Source organism: Pelosinus sp. IPA-1 (assembly GCF_030269905.1).
GTDB lineage: Bacteria > Bacillota > Negativicutes > DSM-13327 > DSM-13327 > Pelosinus.
Window position 1 is genome coordinate 781,158 of sequence record NZ_BSVC01000001.1, and the last position, 17,005, is coordinate 798,162.

Annotated in this window: 13 protein-coding genes; 12 read left to right on the top strand and 1 reads right to left on the bottom strand. The window is 39.5% G+C overall.

What is annotated here, in order from left to right:
* Positions 1-118: 118 nt before the first annotated feature.
* The gene (locus QSJ81_RS03615) at positions 119-781 is read left to right on the top strand and encodes a TVP38/TMEM64 family protein (RefSeq protein ID WP_285716036.1); all 663 of its coding nucleotides are present in this window, start codon (positions 119-121) and stop codon (positions 779-781) included.
* 142 nt (positions 782-923) lie between these two features.
* Here QSJ81_RS03615 and QSJ81_RS03620 read toward each other — a convergent pair whose 3' ends face one another.
* Positions 924-1,709 carry a tRNA 2-thiocytidine biosynthesis TtcA family protein gene (locus QSJ81_RS03620; RefSeq protein WP_285716037.1) on the bottom strand — a complete coding sequence of 262 codons (786 nt, stop codon included), beginning with the start codon at positions 1,707-1,709 and terminating at the stop codon, positions 924-926.
* Positions 1,710-2,020: 311 nt separating this feature from the next.
* Here QSJ81_RS03620 and QSJ81_RS03625 point away from each other — a divergent pair, with 311 nt between their 5' ends.
* The 11 genes from QSJ81_RS03625 (at position 2,021) to QSJ81_RS03675 (ending at position 16,824) form a co-directional block, all read left to right on the top strand.
* The gene (locus QSJ81_RS03625; protein ID WP_285716038.1) at positions 2,021-4,018 is read left to right on the top strand and encodes a BglG family transcription antiterminator; all 1,998 of its coding nucleotides are present in this window, start codon (positions 2,021-2,023) and stop codon (positions 4,016-4,018) included.
* 30 nt (positions 4,019-4,048) lie between these two features.
* A complete protein-coding gene (locus QSJ81_RS03630) occupies positions 4,049-5,098 on the top strand; it encodes a PTS fructose transporter subunit IIC (RefSeq protein ID WP_285716039.1) in 1,050 nt (349 codons plus the stop codon).
* Positions 5,099-5,131: 33 nt separating this feature from the next.
* On the top strand, positions 5,132-5,446 hold the full coding sequence (locus QSJ81_RS03635) for a PTS fructose transporter subunit IIB (RefSeq protein ID WP_285716040.1): 315 nt from the start codon (positions 5,132-5,134) through the stop codon (positions 5,444-5,446).
* Positions 5,447-5,667: 221 nt separating this feature from the next.
* Complete coding sequence (locus QSJ81_RS03640; RefSeq protein WP_285716041.1) at positions 5,668-7,305, top strand: putative manganese-dependent inorganic diphosphatase; 1,638 nt, start codon at positions 5,668-5,670, stop codon at positions 7,303-7,305.
* 149 nt (positions 7,306-7,454) lie between these two features.
* Positions 7,455-9,677: a DNA helicase PcrA gene (gene pcrA, locus QSJ81_RS03645; RefSeq protein WP_285716042.1), complete on the top strand. Its 2,223-nt coding sequence runs from the start codon at positions 7,455-7,457 to the stop codon at positions 9,675-9,677.
* A 105-nt stretch (positions 9,678-9,782) separates the two neighbouring features.
* Positions 9,783-11,813: an NAD-dependent DNA ligase LigA gene (gene ligA / locus QSJ81_RS03650; protein ID WP_285716043.1), complete on the top strand. Its 2,031-nt coding sequence runs from the start codon at positions 9,783-9,785 to the stop codon at positions 11,811-11,813.
* A 161-nt stretch (positions 11,814-11,974) separates the two neighbouring features.
* The gene (locus tag QSJ81_RS03655; RefSeq protein ID WP_285716044.1) at positions 11,975-12,220 is read left to right on the top strand and encodes a hypothetical protein; all 246 of its coding nucleotides are present in this window, start codon (positions 11,975-11,977) and stop codon (positions 12,218-12,220) included.
* Positions 12,221-12,538: 318 nt separating this feature from the next.
* Entirely contained in the window at positions 12,539-14,353 is a 1,815-nt protein-coding gene (locus QSJ81_RS03660; RefSeq protein ID WP_285716045.1) for an alkaline phosphatase, read from the top strand.
* 32 nt (positions 14,354-14,385) lie between these two features.
* Complete coding sequence (locus tag QSJ81_RS03665; protein WP_285716046.1) at positions 14,386-14,928, top strand: hypothetical protein; 543 nt, start codon at positions 14,386-14,388, stop codon at positions 14,926-14,928.
* Positions 14,929-14,945: 17 nt separating this feature from the next.
* Entirely contained in the window at positions 14,946-15,644 is a 699-nt protein-coding gene (locus tag QSJ81_RS03670) for an ABC transporter ATP-binding protein (RefSeq protein WP_285716047.1), read from the top strand.
* A complete protein-coding gene (locus QSJ81_RS03675) occupies positions 15,619-16,824 on the top strand; it encodes an ABC transporter permease (protein ID WP_285716048.1) in 1,206 nt (401 codons plus the stop codon). Before QSJ81_RS03670 ends, QSJ81_RS03675 begins: the two co-directional genes overlap by 26 nt.
* Positions 16,825-17,005 lie beyond the last annotated feature (181 nt).

The window sequence follows — 17,005 nt, forward strand, 5'->3', positions numbered from 1 at the left end:
CAGCTTTTTTGCATGAAAATCTGCTTTTTTTCTTTACATTATATAAAGAATGCAGTTATAATTTGAGAGTAGAAAAAATAGCCATATTCTTTGTAATAAATGAGGTTTATATTTAATAATGATAATGATATGTGAAAAAAAATCAGCGATGAAGGCTGGTTTTTTATTGGTTTCTCTTTTATTTGTGTTACTGCTAGTACATTTTGTGGGAGTTAGTCGCCTGACGCCTGAATCCATTCGGAACATAGTGTTATCTTTCGGGTGGTGGGGCCCTGTTGTCTATGTGGTCATGTATACAATTAGGCCTTTACTTCTGTTTCCTGCGATTCTTCTTACCTTAGCAGGTGGTTTGGCCTTTGGCCCTTGGTGGGGAACGTTCTATGTTGTCTTAGGCGGCGTAATGGGCGCGTGTTTGTGTTTTACTATAGCCCGTTTATTAGGACGTGATAAAATGCAAAAATACATAGGGAAATTTTCGCAACTTCAATTATTTGAAAGTCAGATTGCACAAAATGGCTTTCGTACTATGTTAATCATGCGAATTGTACCTATTTTTCCTTATGATCCCGTAAGCTATTTAGCCGGATTATCTAAGATTCGCTTTTGGGATTATACAGCGGCAACTGCCCTTGGAATGATTCCCGGAGCATTTGCGTATAATGTATTAGGTTATTCCCTAACAGATGTTTTTTCTTCGACCTTTTTATTAGCTCTATTATTTGTCGTAGTTGTTATGTGCACGCCGCTATTATATCATTTTGTAAAACAGAGAAGAGTTTAGTCATATAATAAATAGACCTTGCCTTTTTAAGGCAAGGTCTTATTTTACGGAACCAAGCAAGTGTAACACTTTCTTGGTTCCAAGTAAGAACGACTAAGGCTTCTGCCTGCGTCCGGGGACTTGGCACAAGCCAAGTCTTTTCTTATTTGCTCTTATTCCAAAATTGAAGATGTTTGACGCGAAGTTCTTCTCTTGTTAACTCTGCAGGCCATAATTCAGAAGTTGGGCTTTGCCGCATAGCTGCAGCCAGATGAGGATAGATTTCGGGGTTTGACTTCTCCAAGGATGCAATCATATCCTTTGCCTCTTGCCTTTTTGTAAGGCCGTTTAAAGGACATGGACTTGGAATAGGAGTAAAGCCGTGAATTTTAGGAGTCTCTTTTAGCTCATGCTCACGAAAATACAGTAAGGGGCGAATGACCGTAAGGTTTTTCCGATCTAAATAAGTGGTAGGCATAAAGGTTTTAATCTGTCCAGAGTAAAGTAACCCCATTAAGAAGGTCTCTACGGCATCATCATGATGGTGAGCATAGGCTATTTTGTTAAAACCATGTTCAACTGCAAAGTTATTTATAGTACCACGACGAAAAAAAGCACAGGTAAAGCAAGGATCTTTACCATCATTGTTTTTTATAATTCCAGCAATATCCGTCTTTTGTGTATAGAAGGGGACTTCAAGATCAGCGCAAAAATCTGAGATAGGTTTCGGATCAAAATCATCGGTAAACAAAGGGTCAATGGTTAATGCTGCGATTTCAAAAGGCTTTGCTGAACGCTGGCGAAGTATGGAAAGAGCATAGGTTAGAAATGTACTGTCTTTACCACCCGATAAACCAATTAATATTTTATCACCTGCTGCTATCATATCAAATTCCGTAATAGCGCGACAAAGCCGAGCAAAGTACTGTTCCGGCAAATGTTTCTTCATTTAGCATCTCCTATTATCCACAAAAATTTTAAATAAGAATAAGTAAATCCTTTGTAATAATAATAGATTTTTATAATATAGTCTAGTCTTTCAATAAGAGAATTGTAAAGGGAGAGGAGGCTACCCTAGGAAGAAGAGGAATTGTGACAGATTAATAAACTTTTACCACAATGCTGAGGTAGAAAAATGTACCTATTAAACCATTGTAAAGCAATATAAAAAGACTATAATTTAATTAAAAGATACTTGAATTATAAATAAAATATAAAACTAAGTTACCACATTCATTGTGGCAATGGGGTGATTAATTAATGGAACGCGTTTTAGCAATCATTCGTATATTGTTAAATAGAAACCAGCCGATTACCGTAGATCAAATTGCGGGCATGCTTACTGTGTCGAATAAGACAATTCGAAATGATTTAAGTAAAGTGGAAGAACAAATTCGAAATACAGGTTTACACTTAGTAAGAAAGACTGGTTTGGGTATTCTGTTACAAGGTCCTGAAGAACAAAGGGTAAGTCTAAGCAGTAAAATTGAAAATAGTAAAGGTACGGATCAGCCATTTTCTCCAAAGGCTAGAAAGTATTCCATATTAAAACGGTTATTAATGGCAGATAATCAAATTCGTATGCAGGATTTAGCAGATGAACTCTATGTTAGTAAGGTTACAATTCATAAAGATTTGGTTGATGTAGAAGAGTGGTTGAATAGTTTTAAATTGAACTTATTAAGTAAAACAAATTATGGTATAGAAGTAATTGGTGAAGAAGAAAATTGGCGTAAGGCAGTAGTTAGCCTAATTGCCTACAACCGAGAACAAGATGAACTCAAAGAAATGTTATATGAGCATTACGGAGGCAGAATTGATTATAAAACATTACGAAAGTTAAAAGATTTGATCAATATCGATTTTCGTCAGCTAGAAAGAATCTTAACACAGGCGGAAGAAAAATTAGCATTTCACTTCTCCGATGAAGCTTATGTTAGCCTGGTTATTCACGTAGCCATTGCCATAAAAAGATTAGAGCATAAAAAAGATATTTGTTTGGCGAATCCTACTTTATTGCATTTACAGTCAAAAGAAGAATACCAAGTCGCTAAAGATATAGGAGAAAGTATTGAAGCATCTTTTCATGTTACCTTACCAGAACCTGAAATAGGCTATATCTTACTACATATTCTTGGGGCGAAAATGCAACAAAATCCTATAGAAGAGGTTCATCTGAAATTAGATGAAGATAATAATCTAGCTCTTGTTATCGCTAGGGAAATTATTACTATCGCCCAAGGTGTTTTAAGTGTAGATTTTACCAATGATAAACAATTATTGACTGGTTTGCTGCTGCATTTACGCCCGACAATTAATCGTTTGAAATATGGGCTGACTTTGAAAAATCCCATACTACATGAAATAAAAGAAAATTACCCAGAGGTATATGGTGCTGCCTGGATGACAAGTATTGTATTTGAAAAATATGTTGGTTGTCGGGTGAACGAAGAAGAAATTGGTTATATAGCACTACATATTGGGGCGGCAATGGAAAGAAGTAAAAAAGCTTTCAAAGCATTAGTTGTCTGCACAAGTGGTATTGGAACCTCTCAACTATTAGCTGCCCGTTTAGGGCGATGTTTTCGGGATATTGAAATCAAGAATATACTTTCCGTAGCAGACCTTCAAGAAGATATAACACATGACGTAGATTTTATTATTTCTACTGTGCCCCTTTCCAGAGGAACAGTCAATCGCCCTGTTATTCATATAAGCCCTTTATTGGTACAGAAAGATATAAAAAAGCTAGAAACCTTTATTAATGAGTTTAATACACGAGAAATAAACTATAATGGAGGGATTTTAATGTTGATTAACGAGAATCTGATCACTTTGGATATTGAGGCGACAGATAAAGCAGATGTTATTCGCCAGATGGCATTATTAGCTGAAAAGGCTGGAAAAATCAGCTCTTTAGATGAGTTTATTCAGGATGTATTGGAAAGAGAAAACAACTTTTCAACGGGGGTGGGAAACGGGATAGCAATACCTCATGGAAAATCAAAAGCGGTGAAGGAGGCGATGTTTGTTTTCGGTAAAATTAGGCAGGGTATCGATTGGGGATCACATGATGGTAGCTTAGTTAATTTAATTTTTTTACTAGGTGTGCCTGCTGAAAATCTTAATAATGTCCATTTGAGGATATTGTCACAATTGTCAATGAAACTCATGGACGAGGACTTTATAGAAATTTTAAATAATGCAGACACCAAGCAAGGAATATTAGAAGCGCTAAGTATTATCCAGGTAGAGTAAAGGGGAAAAAACGAATAGGGGGAGAATGTAATGAGTGAAGAACTGAAAAACATAAGACAGTATCTTATGACAGGCGTATCTTATATGATTCCTATTGTTGTAATCGGTGGCGTGCTTATCGCCTTATCGATTGCTCTAAGTGGTGTGGAAGCTGGTAAAGGTGCAGTTGTTACCAATCCTGTATTTAAGAACATGCTTGATATTGGCGTTGCGGCTTTTTCTATGATGGTACCTGTACTAGCTGGTTTCATTGCTTACGGTATTGCTGATCGCCCTGGGATTGCCCCAGGACTTGTTGGTGGCGTATTAGCAGCCAATTTGAAGGCTGGTTTCCTTGGTGGTATTGTGGCAGGTTTTATTGCAGGTTATGTTGCTAGATGGATAAAAAGTTGGCAAGTTCCTTTAAGTTTAAAACCCATTATGCCTATATTCGTAATTCCTTTATTGTCTGCTTTAGTCGTGGGTGGATTAATGATTTATGTGGTTGGTACTCCCATTGCAGGATTAATGGAAGCAATGACATCTGGTCTTAAAGCTATGGGGCAAGGGAATGCGGTATTACTATCTTTAGTTATGGGAGCTATGATTGCTTTTGATATGGGAGGTCCCGTAAACAAGGTAGCCTTCTTATTTGGTGCAGCCATGATTGGTGAAGGCATTTATACTGTAATGGGACCTGTAGCAGTAGCGATTTGTATTCCACCTCTGGGAATGGGGGTTGCTACCTTACTGGCACCTAAGAAATATAGTGAAATGGAAAGAGAGGCTGGGTATGGCGCTCTAGCTATGGGGATGATAGGAATTACAGAAGGGGCTATTCCTTTTGCAGCTGGGGATCCAATTCGGGTAATACCTTCTATCGTTGTTGGTTCGGCAATTGGTGCAGCAGTTGCTGCTATGTTTGGTGTAGGTGATCATGCACCCCATGGTGGGCCAATTGTATTGCCAGTTGTGGATAATCCTATCATGTTTATTGTGGCCATTCTAATAGGCGTAGGGGTTACAGCATTTATGGTAAATATGCTGAAGAAGCCAGTTTCTGAAGAATTAGATTCAGATAGTACAGGAATAAATGCATAATTTCTATATAAAATAGGTAAATGAGGTGGCATTATGAAAATTGTTGCAGTAACTGCATGCCCAGTAGGAATTGCTCATACCTATATGGCAGCAGCCGCATTACAAAAAGCGGCAGTTAATCTCGGGCATGCCATGAAAGTGGAAACACAAGGATCCATTGGAATTGAAAATAAAATTACACAAAAAGAAGTAGACGAAGCTGATTTGGTAATACTAGCAGCTGATGTTGCCATAAAAGAGGAAACGCGTTTCAAAAATAAATTTATATACAAAACGGAATCACAAAAGGCCATCAAAAATCCTAAAGGACTGATAACAGAGGCATTGGTCCAATTTAATGAAAAGTGATAAGTTAATTTAAAGCTGACTAGATGCAGAGAGAGTTTTTTTACTTAATCTGTATCTAGTCTTTTCGATACCATGGAAACAGGCTGGTTTGCAGATGCAACTGGTTTGTTTTTTTCTTTTAATAGAAATTTTTTTAAATACTATTCAGATACAAATAAATAGGGTAGAATATAAGATGAAAATTTTGCAGATTTATAAGTAATAGCGACGGAGGACTTTATATGACAGAAACTTCTAAACCTACTTATGTTATCGGACATCGCAACCCCGATACGGATTCCATATGTTCAGCAATTGGTTATGCTCATTTTCAACAAGTTCGAGGGGAAAATGCGATAGCTGCTAGGGCTGGAAAACTAAATAGTGAAACTAAGTTTGTTCTGGAAACCTTAGGATTTGATAAGCCTCAACTTGTCACAGATTTGTATCCAAGGGTTAAAGATATTATGCAAACAGAAGTAATAACAGCTGGCCCTGCAGATACATTACGTGATTTGGGCCGCATTATGAGACAATATAATGTGAAATCTGTACCTGTTGTGGATGAAAAGCGGATTATGGCGGGTGTTGTAACAGTAGGTGACTTGGCTAATCTTTATTTTGATGAATTGCAGATGCAGGATTTGAGCCAAGCAGGTGTAGATTTTGTCGGAGTAGTAAAAGCACTTGAAGGTGTCTTAGTTTACGGAGAAAACTTGGAGCGTAAAGTGGCAGGTCGAGTACATATTGCCGCAGGGAGCCATAAGCTTATACAAAAGTTTGTCAGTGAAAATGATATCGTATTAGTTGGGGATCGTAAGAATGCCCAACTGACATCTCTAGATTGTGGTATCTCTTGTTTGATTGTTACAGGGAATGTGGAAGTGGACAAAGAAGTGATAGAGAAGGCAATGGAACGGGGGATTATCGTCATCACGTGTCCTCATGATACCTATACATCTGCTCGTCTAATTAATCAGAGCATCCCATTGAGTATGGTTATGCGCAAGCAAGTCATTAGTTTTAAGCCTACGGATTTAGTTACTGACATAAAAAGAATTGTTGCGGATACGAATTATCGGGTGTATCCAGTAGTGGAAAATGGGAAGTTAGTGGGGGCCATTCATCGTGATAAACTTATTGTGCAAGAACGTACCAAAATCATTCTTGTTGATCACAATGAAAGAGGTCAAGCGGTAGAGGGAATTGAGGAAGCACAAATTATCGAAATTATTGACCATCATCGTTTGGGCGGTTTGCAGACCAGTGAGCCCATTTTTATCCGCCATGAACCTGTAGGTTGTACGGCTACTATTGTTTCAAATATGTATTGGCACCGTAACATAACGATACCTAAAGATATTGCAGGATTGTTATTGGCCGCCATTTTATCAGATACTGTACTATTCAAATCGCCTACTTGTACAGAGAAAGACCGTAGGACTGCGGCACGGCTTGCTGAAATTGCTGAGCTAGATCTTCAAGAATTTGGCATGAGTATTTTAAAAGCTGGGGCTAGTATAAAAGGAATGACTACAGCTGATATTATTGCCAATGATATAAAAGAATTTCAAATTGGTGATTATCGTATGACAGTAGGACAAATCTCCGTAATGGATGCGGGCGAGGTGCTGTCAATTAAAGAGAAATTGCAGCAAGATATGGAAATAATACGGCAAAAAGAAAATTACGATATGGTTTTATTAATGGTTACTGATATTTTAGAGGAAGGTACCCACTTAGTTTATGTTGGTCAACCTGCTAGTTTATTAACCGAAGCTTTTGGTAATGATGGTTCGGATGGTGTTCTTCATCTTCCAGGGGTAATGTCTCGTAAAAAACAAATCATTCCTCCTATGTCAGAGGCTGCAAGGGTTTAGTAAAAAGTCAGTGGATTAATAGATTATAATGCGGCCAATTATCGCATTATAATCTATTTTTTTATGAGATCTGACAGGAAATAGAGTATTTTTAGCGAATAAAATAAGGTTATTAAAAGTTCAACGTTAATGTTAGTACGGAGGGTTATATGCAGAATATTATAGACGGATTGAATCCTATGCAAAGAGAAGCAGTTGCTCATATGAATGGACCATTGCTCATTATGGCTGGTGCAGGTTCAGGAAAAACAAAAGTATTAACTTGTCGCATTGCTTATCTTTTGGAGCAAGGAGTGGCACCTTATAATATTTTAGCCATTACCTTTACCAATAAAGCAGCAGCAGAAATGAAAGAGCGGGTGCATGCCATTGTTGGGGAACAGTCTAAAGATATTTGGCTTAGTACCTTTCATGCCTTTTGTGCTAAATTGCTTCGTATGGAAATTAGTGGTATGGCCGGTTATAAAAGTAATTTTGTAATTTATGATACATCTGATACCCAGTCTTTGATTAAAAGTTGTTTAAAGCAGTTAAACTTAGATGACAAACAATTTCAGCCAAGTAGCGTTTTGTCGACGATTTCCAATGCCAAAAATGCCCTGCAGGATGAGAGAGAATTTACTACGGCGGCTAGTAATTTTCATGAACAAAAAATAGCGGAGATTTATCAGTTATATCAACAAAAATTGCGTACAAATAATGCTCTGGATTTTGATGATCTACTTATGTTATCAGTACGACTGTTACAGAATAACGAAGAAGTGTTAGCCAAATATCAACGTAAATTTCATTATATTATGATTGATGAATACCAAGATACCAACAGAGCTCAATATCTTTTAGCACGTATGCTAGCAGGTAAACATCGCAATCTCTGTGTCGTAGGTGATGCGGATCAGAGTATCTATGGTTGGCGGGGAGCTGACATTCGGAATATTTTAGATTTTGAAAAAGATTATCCTGAAACCAAAATTATTAAATTGGAACAAAACTATCGTTCGACTCAAGTAATTCTTGATGCAGCCAATGCTGTAATTGAACATAATAGTGCGCGCCGCCCCAAGGAATTATGGACGCAAAACCCAGAAGGCGACCTTATTACTCATTATTTGGCGCATCATGAACGAGATGAAGCCCAATTCATTGCGGATACGATTACTAAACTCAATACAGTACACCGTACATCTTACGGAGATATTGCTGTATTATATCGTACCAATACTCAGTCTCGTGCCATTGAAGAAGCTTTCATGCAGAGTGGGATCCCCTATGTAATTGTGGGCGGATTAAAGTTCTATGACCGAAAAGAAATCAAAGATATCTTAGCCTACTTGCGTGTTATTTTTAACCCAGCGGATAGTGTAAGCTTACTGAGAATTATTAACGTGCCTCGCCGTGGCCTTGGTGATACTACCATTGGCCGCTTGGTAGCTTATGCGGCAGAACATAATATGACCTTGTTTGATGTAGTTAGCAATCCGGATTTGGTTCCTGGTCTTACTGCTAGATCCAAAGGACCTCTAGAATTTTTGGCAGAACTGCTTTTTAACTTAATGTCACAGGTGCAAACTTTGTCTGTTGTTGAACTAGTAAATAAAGTTATGCATGATTCTGGTTATGTTGAAGAATTACAGAAAAGCACGGATCCTCAAGATGAAAATCGCTTAGATAACTTAAAAGAATTTTTAAGTGTCGCTAAGGACTTTGCTAAAGGGGATGGAGAAGAAACCTTAGAAAAGTTTTTAGAGCAGGTAGCTCTAGTTGCTGATATTGATAATGCAGAAATAACAGAAGCACGCCTTACCTTGATGACCTTACACTCAGCAAAAGGGTTGGAATTTCCCGTTGTCTTTATGGCAGGTATGGAAGAAGGATTATTCCCTCATTCACGTACCCTAATGAATGAGGAAGAAATAGAAGAGGAACGACGTATTTGCTATGTAGGAATCACTAGAGCTCGCCGTAAGCTATATATGACTAATGCACGTATGCGAACTATTTATGGCAGGACACAAATGTTTCCACTATCTAGATTTATGAGTGAAATTCCTACCACTATGATAGAAAAATATTCTGGAAGGCAAAATCAATATGGTCTTGCCAATAGCAGTAACCGAGCAACTATGACTCCAGCAACTTCGTCTGTTGTCCAGAGCCCTCTCAGGGGCCCGATGCCAACAATGGTTTTACAGAAAAGGCAGGCGCAAGGTGGCGGGTGGAAAGTAGCTGATAAGGCTCAGCACACCAAATGGGGCATTGGTACTGTTATTGACGTGAAAGAAAGTGGCGACAGTCAAGAACTTAAAATTGCTTTTCCAGGACTCGGTATCAAAGTCGTCGTAGCTAACATGGCTCCGATAACAAAGGTATAATACCAAGAGGATATGATTCATAAAAGGTTGCTTTTTATGACAATATAAGAAAGCTGCAGTGTATTGCTGCAGCTTTCCTGATTCTAATTAAGGAGTGTACAGGTTATGGAAAACCAAAAAGAAGATATACAGCAAATAAAAGATAAAATTGCTACACTACGTAAACAACTACAATACCATACCTACCGTTACTATGTTCTTGATAATCCTGAAATAGAGGATAGACAATTTGATGTATTAATGCGCCAACTCATCGATCTCGAGACAGCCTACCCAAGCTTAATTACCGCTGACTCACCTACCCAGCGCGTTGGTGGTATCGTTGCTGGCGGTTTTCAAAGCGTAACTCATTTGACGCCTATGCGTAGTTTGGGGAATGCTTTTTCTCGAGAAGAATTAATAGCTTTTCACAATAGAGTGCAAAGTGGTCTCGGGGTCGAAGAAAAAGTAGAATATATCGTAGAACTTAAGATGGATGGGCTAGCAATTAATTTAACCTATGAACAGGGGCAGTTAATAAGCGGCGTCACTAGGGGAAATGGCGTTCAAGGGGAAGATGTAACGAGTAATATTCGTACTATAAAATCTGTGCCCTTAGTTTTACATGATGATAATAGTGCTATTCCACCTCTGCTTGAAGTGCGTGGCGAAGTGTATATGCCTAAAAAAGAATTTGAACGATTGAACAGGGAAAGGGAAGAAGCTGGTGAAGCATTATTGGCAAATCCTCGTAATGCAGCAGCAGGTTCCTTGCGGCAGCTAGACCCTAAAATAACAGCAGATCGGGCTTTAGATATTTTTGTATATGGTATTGGTGTATATACTGGTGTGGAATTAACTACACATGGCCAAATGTTAGAGTATCTAAAGAAGCTAGGGCTAAAAATCAATTCTCAATACAAAATATTCGAAACGATAGAAGATGTCATTGACTACTGTATTAATTTTGCCGAAAAACGTTATGAACTTCCTTATGATATTGATGGCATGGTAATCAAAGTCAATAATTTAGCAAACCAGCAAGTATTAGGTTATACTGCCAAAGATCCAAGATGGGCCATTGCCTATAAATTTCCTGCGGAGCAGGCCATTACAGTCGTGGAGGATATTTTTGTGGGGCTTGGTCGTACGGGCGTTCTTACCCCGACGGCAATCTTGAAACCTGTCAGAGTAGCTGGTTCTACCATTAGTCGTGCGACCCTACATAACTTAGACTATATAGAAGAAAAAGATATTCGTATTGGAGATACCGTTATCATTCATAAGGCAGGTGAGGTTATTCCCAAGGTTCTCTCCGTAGTGCTCGAAAAACGTACAGGTAATGAAGTTCCCTTTGTCATGCCAGAAACATGTCCTGAATGCGGGGGGCAAGTAGTACGCCAAGAAGGAGAAGCGGCCCATAAATGCATCAATGCACATTGTCCGGCTCTTTTTCGAGAAGGTTTAGTTCATTTTGTCTCTCGTGATGCCATGAACATTGATGGTTTAGGCCCTGCAGTGTTAAATGCTTTAGTAGATACAGACTTAGTTAAAGATGTAGCAGACTTGTATCAGCTTAAGATAGAACAAGTATTGACAGTGCCGCGCATGGCACAAAAATCAGCAGAAAACTTATTAACTGCCATTGAAGTCAGTAAACAAGCTGGATTAGCAAGATTGTTGTTTGCCTTAGGCATTCGTCATGTAGGCGTAAAAGCTGCTGGTATTGTTGCCCGATACTTTGGAGATATCGAGGACGTGAAAAAAGCGTCTGTTGAAGAGCTGCTTCAGCTTGATGAGATCGGTGCCAAAATTGCAGAAAGCATTGTAGCTTATTTTGCCGAGGAAGACAACTTAGAACTTATTGAAAGGCTCCGCTCTGCAGGAGTGAAAACCACAGAAGAAAAACAAATCATTGAAGAAAATCAGCTATTTGCTGGTAAAACTTTTGTTCTCACAGGCACTCTAGAAAAAATGAGTCGTAACCAGGCCGCTGATATAATTCAAAAACTCGGTGGTAAAGTATCAGGCTCCGTTAGTAAAAAGACCAACTATGTAGTAGCCGGCGCAGAAGCAGGTAGCAAACTAGAGAAGGCCCAACAATTAGGTGTCGAAGTTCTTGATGAAGAACAGTTTATAAAAATGGCGGAGAAATAAAAGAGGAAGTGCTAAGAACAACTTGCTGCGTTCTTGCACTTCCTTATTTTTAGAGGGGAATCAAGGAAATCGGCATAAAGGACCATAGCAAATGGATTCACTAAAGGAGATTATGACCTTATTAAGAATTGATTTTAATAGATTTGTATGGAAGGTGTATAATGAAAATATTTGTATGGCGGCACAATAGGAAATTTCATAGTTGGAGTATGATTAACGAACCCAATGTGCATCAAGACTTCTATACGGATGCAATAGCAGTTGTAGTTGCAGCCACAGTGGATGAGGCTCTGGCTTTACTAGCTCAGGAACGAGGATGGCTTCCTGAAGAATTAAAACGAATTGAGCCACAGGTATATGAATTGGGAAAACCTAAAGTGTTGTTGCAAATGGTGCAGGGGAGTTGATCTCAATTAGAATAACAATAATAAACTGCATGTATTCATGTTACAAGCAGTATCAATGAATTTGTCTCTTTGACACTAGTAAACTTGCTAATTATCTTCGAGGGATAATTGGCAAGTTTTTATTTTTATAAAATTTGTTCATATCTACCAATTTAACTCATTTGAAGAAAACCCTAGTCAGACTTGTAAATATTCGATTGAAAAGAAATATTTTAACATAACCTTAACAAGCAATTAACATTTAATGCCAAATTTAGTGTAATAATGAATGCAAGGGGATTAGCCTGTCTAGAACAAAATATTTTGGAGGTGTAACTTTTGTATAATCCTAAAATGTCTGCTTTATGCCTATCTCGGTTTTCTCGCTTGTTGGTGGCGCTAGTTGTAGTAGCATCCCTGATGTCTAGTATGACAATATCATATGCTGCTTACAGCGGACCAGAAGTGTCAAACATCAACATTATGCCTATTGACCGGGCGAAATTTATTGTTGGTCAAAAGTTCGATTTCGAAATTGAAGTTAAAAACGATACTCCCGCTAGCGCCATTGAAGTTGTGGTAAATGGTTTAGCAGCCGAAGTTTTCTTTGGTAAACAAGCAGTTATAAAGTTCGATAAAATGAGTACATACCGAATTAATGAAGTTGCTTTTCCCCAAGCTGGTAAAGTAGCTGTGACGGTAACTGTAAAAACTGAAAAAGGTATGGAGAAACGTACGATAAACTATGAAGTTTCCGGTGAGAAGATAAAAAAACCTGCAAAAAATGTGATCCTGATTATCGGAGATGGAATGAGCCTGCAGGCAAGGCAAATGGCTCGCATTCTTTCCAAAGGTATTACTGAAGGTAAATATAACGATCTTCTTGAAATGGATAAGATGTCAAATTTGGCTATAATAACTACTTCTGGTAATGACTCCCTGGTAACCGACTCAGCCAATAGTGCTTCAGCCTATGCTACTGGCCAAAAAGGTGCCGTAAATGCTATGGGGGTATATGCCGACAGTACCAAAGACCCTTTTGATGATCCAAAAGTAGAAAATATTATTGAATTAGCAAAACGCACACGTGGTATGGCGACTGGTATTGTATCTACAGCCAATATAACTGACGCAACCCCGGCAGCTATGTTAGCACATACCCGTAAACGAAGCGAACAAAACTTTATTGCACAAGAAATGCTTAATCCTCTTCATCGCCCTGATGTGATTTTAGGCGGCGGATCGCGGCACTTTTTGCCTAAGAGTGTTCCAGGATCCAAACGTACTGATGATCGCAATCTGGTAGAAGAGTTTAAAAAGCAAGGGTATCCTATTGTAACTACCAAGACTGAACTGAAACAAGCTGGTACACCAGATAAACTGCTTGGTCTTTTCCAGCTTGATAATATGGACGTATATATTGACCGAGAGGTAACAAAAAATCCAGATGTTCTCGGCAAATTCACCGATCAGCCTACCCTTATGGATATGACTAAAACGGCCATCGATGTATTAAGTAAGAATAAAAACGGTTTTTTCCTGATGGTAGAAGGGGCCTGCATTGATAAACAACTTCATACTATGGACTGGCAGCGGGCTACCTATGATACGATTGAAATGGATAAAGCGGTAGGCATTGCAAAAGAATTTGCTAAAAAGAACGATGATACCCTGGTTATTGTCGTAGCTGACCACGCCCATGGGGCCAGTATTACTGGCACTTATCATGAACTCGACGGTAAAACTGGTCGGGAAGGTGTTCGCACTTATGCTGACGCTGGATGGCCTACTTTTGTCGATGTTGATGGTGATGGTTTTCCTGACGATCCCAATCCAAGTGTAACATTAGCGGTTCAATTTGCTAATCATCCGGATTATTATGAAAACTATAAATTCCAGGAAGTACCTACCTCACCAGCTATTATGGCTGATGGCAAGGCGATTGCTAATCCAAAACGAGCTCCCCAGGGTGGGGATTTGAAAGTAGGTAATACTCCTGCATCTGACCCATCTGAAGTCCATTCTGCCGATGATGTACCCCTAACCGCTGAAGGTCCTGGTGCCGATTACTTTAAAGGTGTTATGGATAACACGGAAGTGTTCCACGGTATTGTGCGGGCATTAGGCCTAGATGGTCGTAAAAACGAAAAGTAACAAAAAATGAATATATAACCCGGAGGCAAGATATGGTGAGATTAACCAGAAGCATAAGCAAAACAATTTTTCTTGCTATGATGCTCGCCTGGTTGCCGCTAAGCTGGACGGGGCAAGACGGGACGATTCCTTATGATGGATCGTCCCTGTTCTTCACCCGTGCCCAGGCGGCTCCGACGTGGCTACCATGGCTGGGTGAACAGGCTACACACCTTGAATTTAATGAATTTTATAGTGGTGCTTCGGCGCTAGGTCTAGAACTATCAGCAAAATTGGAAAGTCTGAAAGGGAAAAAGGTGCAAATAAGCGGTTTTATGGCACCGCCCCTTAAGCCAACACTAAGTTTTTTTGTTTTAACCAGAGTGCCTATGTCCATTTGTCCTTTCTGTTCAACGGATGCGGACTGGCCGAATGATATTGTGTTGATAAAACTTTCAAAGCCAGTCACTGCATTGCCTTTTGATCGACCAATTACTGTGACAGGCGATTTAGAAGTGGGGTATCAGATGGATGAAGAAACTGGTTTTATCAGTTTGGTACGTATCGTTGCCGATACTGTCGAAGAGGCTAATTAATTAGTGGAGATGATAGGATGTTAGAAGTAAACCAAGTCAGGAAAGAGTACCGTGATGTTTTGCAGACAGTAACGGCTGTTGCTGTTGATAGCCTAATCATCGAGGATGGTGAGCAGGTTGCATTAGTTGGTCCAAGCGGTTCCGGAAAAACCACTTTATTACATCTCATCTCAGGATTATTAACCCCGACCACTGGTGGGATAAAATTTGACGATATTACTATTTCAGACATGGCGGAAACTTGGCGTGATATTTGGCGAGCTAAGGCTATTGGTTACGTTTTTCAGCGATTAAATCTTCTTGCCAGTTTGAACATTTTGGATAATTTGTTAGTCGCCATGAGTTTTGCAAATACCATTCCGAAAAAAGAGCGGCGACAATGGGCCAGTCAGCTATTAGCGCAGGTGAATTTATCTGATAAGCTAGGTAAATTTCCACATCAACTCAGTATGGGTGAGCAACAGCGGGTAGCTGTCGCTAGAGCGATAATTAATAAGCCCAGGCTTATTCTGGCTGATGAGCCAACTGCCAGTTTAGATCAAGAGAATGGTTTACTGGTACTTACTATGTTGCGTCAGTTCGCAAAAGAATCAAATAGTATCTTACTGTTATCCACTCATGATCGGCAAATCATGAGTCAGTTTGAACGAATTTGTATCTTAAGAAAACCAGAAAAGGAGCTGATGGGGCGTGCGACTTGTGATAGCTTGGCGTAATTTGCTGGAAAAGCCGGTTCAAAGCGGTTTGACTATGCTTATCGTAGCCGTTACCATCGCCATGCTGGCATTGGTGACCTTATTATCCGCTGGTACTCATAACGGTTTGGTTAGAGCCACAGAACCTTTCGACCTAATAGTCGGGGCCAAAGGCAGTCCCAATCAACTGGTTTTAAACACCGTTTTTCTACAAGACGCACCGATCGGTAATGTGAGTCATGAGATATATGAAGAACTAGCAGCTAATCCACTGGTAGCTTCGGCGATTCCACTGGCCTTTGGCGATAACTACAAAGGATATACTATAGTTGGTAGCGGGAGTGGAATATTTGAGCACCAACCTAAAGTCGGTCAGGAAGAATGGTTGCAACTCACAGAAGGTCGTCCATTTACCCAGCCCTTTGAGGCTGTTGTAGGAGCTAAAGCTGCTCAAAAATTAGGGTTAAGGCTGGGTGACGAATTTAAGTCGGCTCATGGTTTTATACCGGGAGGTCATGTGCATGACAACTCCTATCATGTTGTGGGGATATTACAGGCGGTGAATGGTCCTTATGATCAGGCTATTTTAGTTCCTATAGAAAGTATCTGGTTAGCCCATGAAAAACATGAGCATGAGGCAGAGTTAGAAGTGACTGAAGAAAGCCATGAACATGATGTTACTGCCATTCTGGTAAAGCCCAAAGGATATAGCGAAGCTATGCGCCTGTATCAGCAGTTTCAAGGGAATCAAAGAGCGCAGATTGTATTCCCCTCCCAAGTCATTGTTCAGTTGTTTGCGATATTAGGGCAAGGTGAGCACATGCTTAAGAATGTGGCATATATCATCATTGTGATGGGATTAATGATTATGGCACTGTCTGTGTATTGGTCGGCTTTAAGCCGAGTTCGCGACCGGGCCATCTTGCGTGCATTAGGAGCTAGTGCTCGCGATATTTTTACTATTATTGTGACGGAGAGCGCCTTCCTTACGCTCCTGGGCGTCACCATTGGTATCTTAACTGGCCATGGAATCTATTCATTACTGGTAAGAGCCATGGAAAGTAAAACAGCTATTGTGCTAACAACCGCTTTTACCTTTGATGAAGTATGTATTATAATTGGCGGTACTCTGTTTGGAATGCTGGCGGGAATAATTCCAGCAGTGCTCACATACCGTACAGAAGTTGCTAAATTTTTGTGATATGTACTGGAGTGCAGTTGTTTATAATATTAGCCTATTTTGTACAAAATTAAAAAGCTAACGGATAACTCCGTTAGCTTTAAAAAGAGCCCGTAATGATCTACGCTACAGCCAATAACGATCATTACATACCTATACGCAATCTTTCGACTACCCACAAGCATTACACAACCGATACTGA

What these genes read in the sequence shown, in the direction of transcription:
- QSJ81_RS03620 (WP_285716037.1), bottom strand. Translation starts at nt 1,709, where the DNA reads ATGAAGAAACATTTGCCGGAACAGTACTTTGCTCGGCTTTGTCGCGCT.
- QSJ81_RS03635 (WP_285716040.1), top strand. Translation starts at nt 5,132, where the DNA reads ATGAAAATTGTTGCAGTAACTGCATGCCCAGTAGGAATTGCTCATACC.
- QSJ81_RS03615 (WP_285716036.1), top strand. Translation starts at nt 119, where the DNA reads ATGATAATGATATGTGAAAAAAAATCAGCGATGAAGGCTGGTTTTTTA.
- QSJ81_RS03625 (WP_285716038.1), top strand. Translation starts at nt 2,021, where the DNA reads ATGGAACGCGTTTTAGCAATCATTCGTATATTGTTAAATAGAAACCAG.
- QSJ81_RS03655 (WP_285716044.1), top strand. Translation starts at nt 11,975, where the DNA reads ATGAAAATATTTGTATGGCGGCACAATAGGAAATTTCATAGTTGGAGT.
- QSJ81_RS03670 (WP_285716047.1), top strand. Translation starts at nt 14,946, where the DNA reads ATGTTAGAAGTAAACCAAGTCAGGAAAGAGTACCGTGATGTTTTGCAG.
- QSJ81_RS03665 (WP_285716046.1), top strand. Translation starts at nt 14,386, where the DNA reads ATGGTGAGATTAACCAGAAGCATAAGCAAAACAATTTTTCTTGCTATG.
- QSJ81_RS03630 (WP_285716039.1), top strand. Translation starts at nt 4,049, where the DNA reads ATGAGTGAAGAACTGAAAAACATAAGACAGTATCTTATGACAGGCGTA.
- QSJ81_RS03640 (WP_285716041.1), top strand. Translation starts at nt 5,668, where the DNA reads ATGACAGAAACTTCTAAACCTACTTATGTTATCGGACATCGCAACCCC.
- pcrA (WP_285716042.1), top strand. Translation starts at nt 7,455, where the DNA reads ATGCAGAATATTATAGACGGATTGAATCCTATGCAAAGAGAAGCAGTT.
- ligA (WP_285716043.1), top strand. Translation starts at nt 9,783, where the DNA reads ATGGAAAACCAAAAAGAAGATATACAGCAAATAAAAGATAAAATTGCT.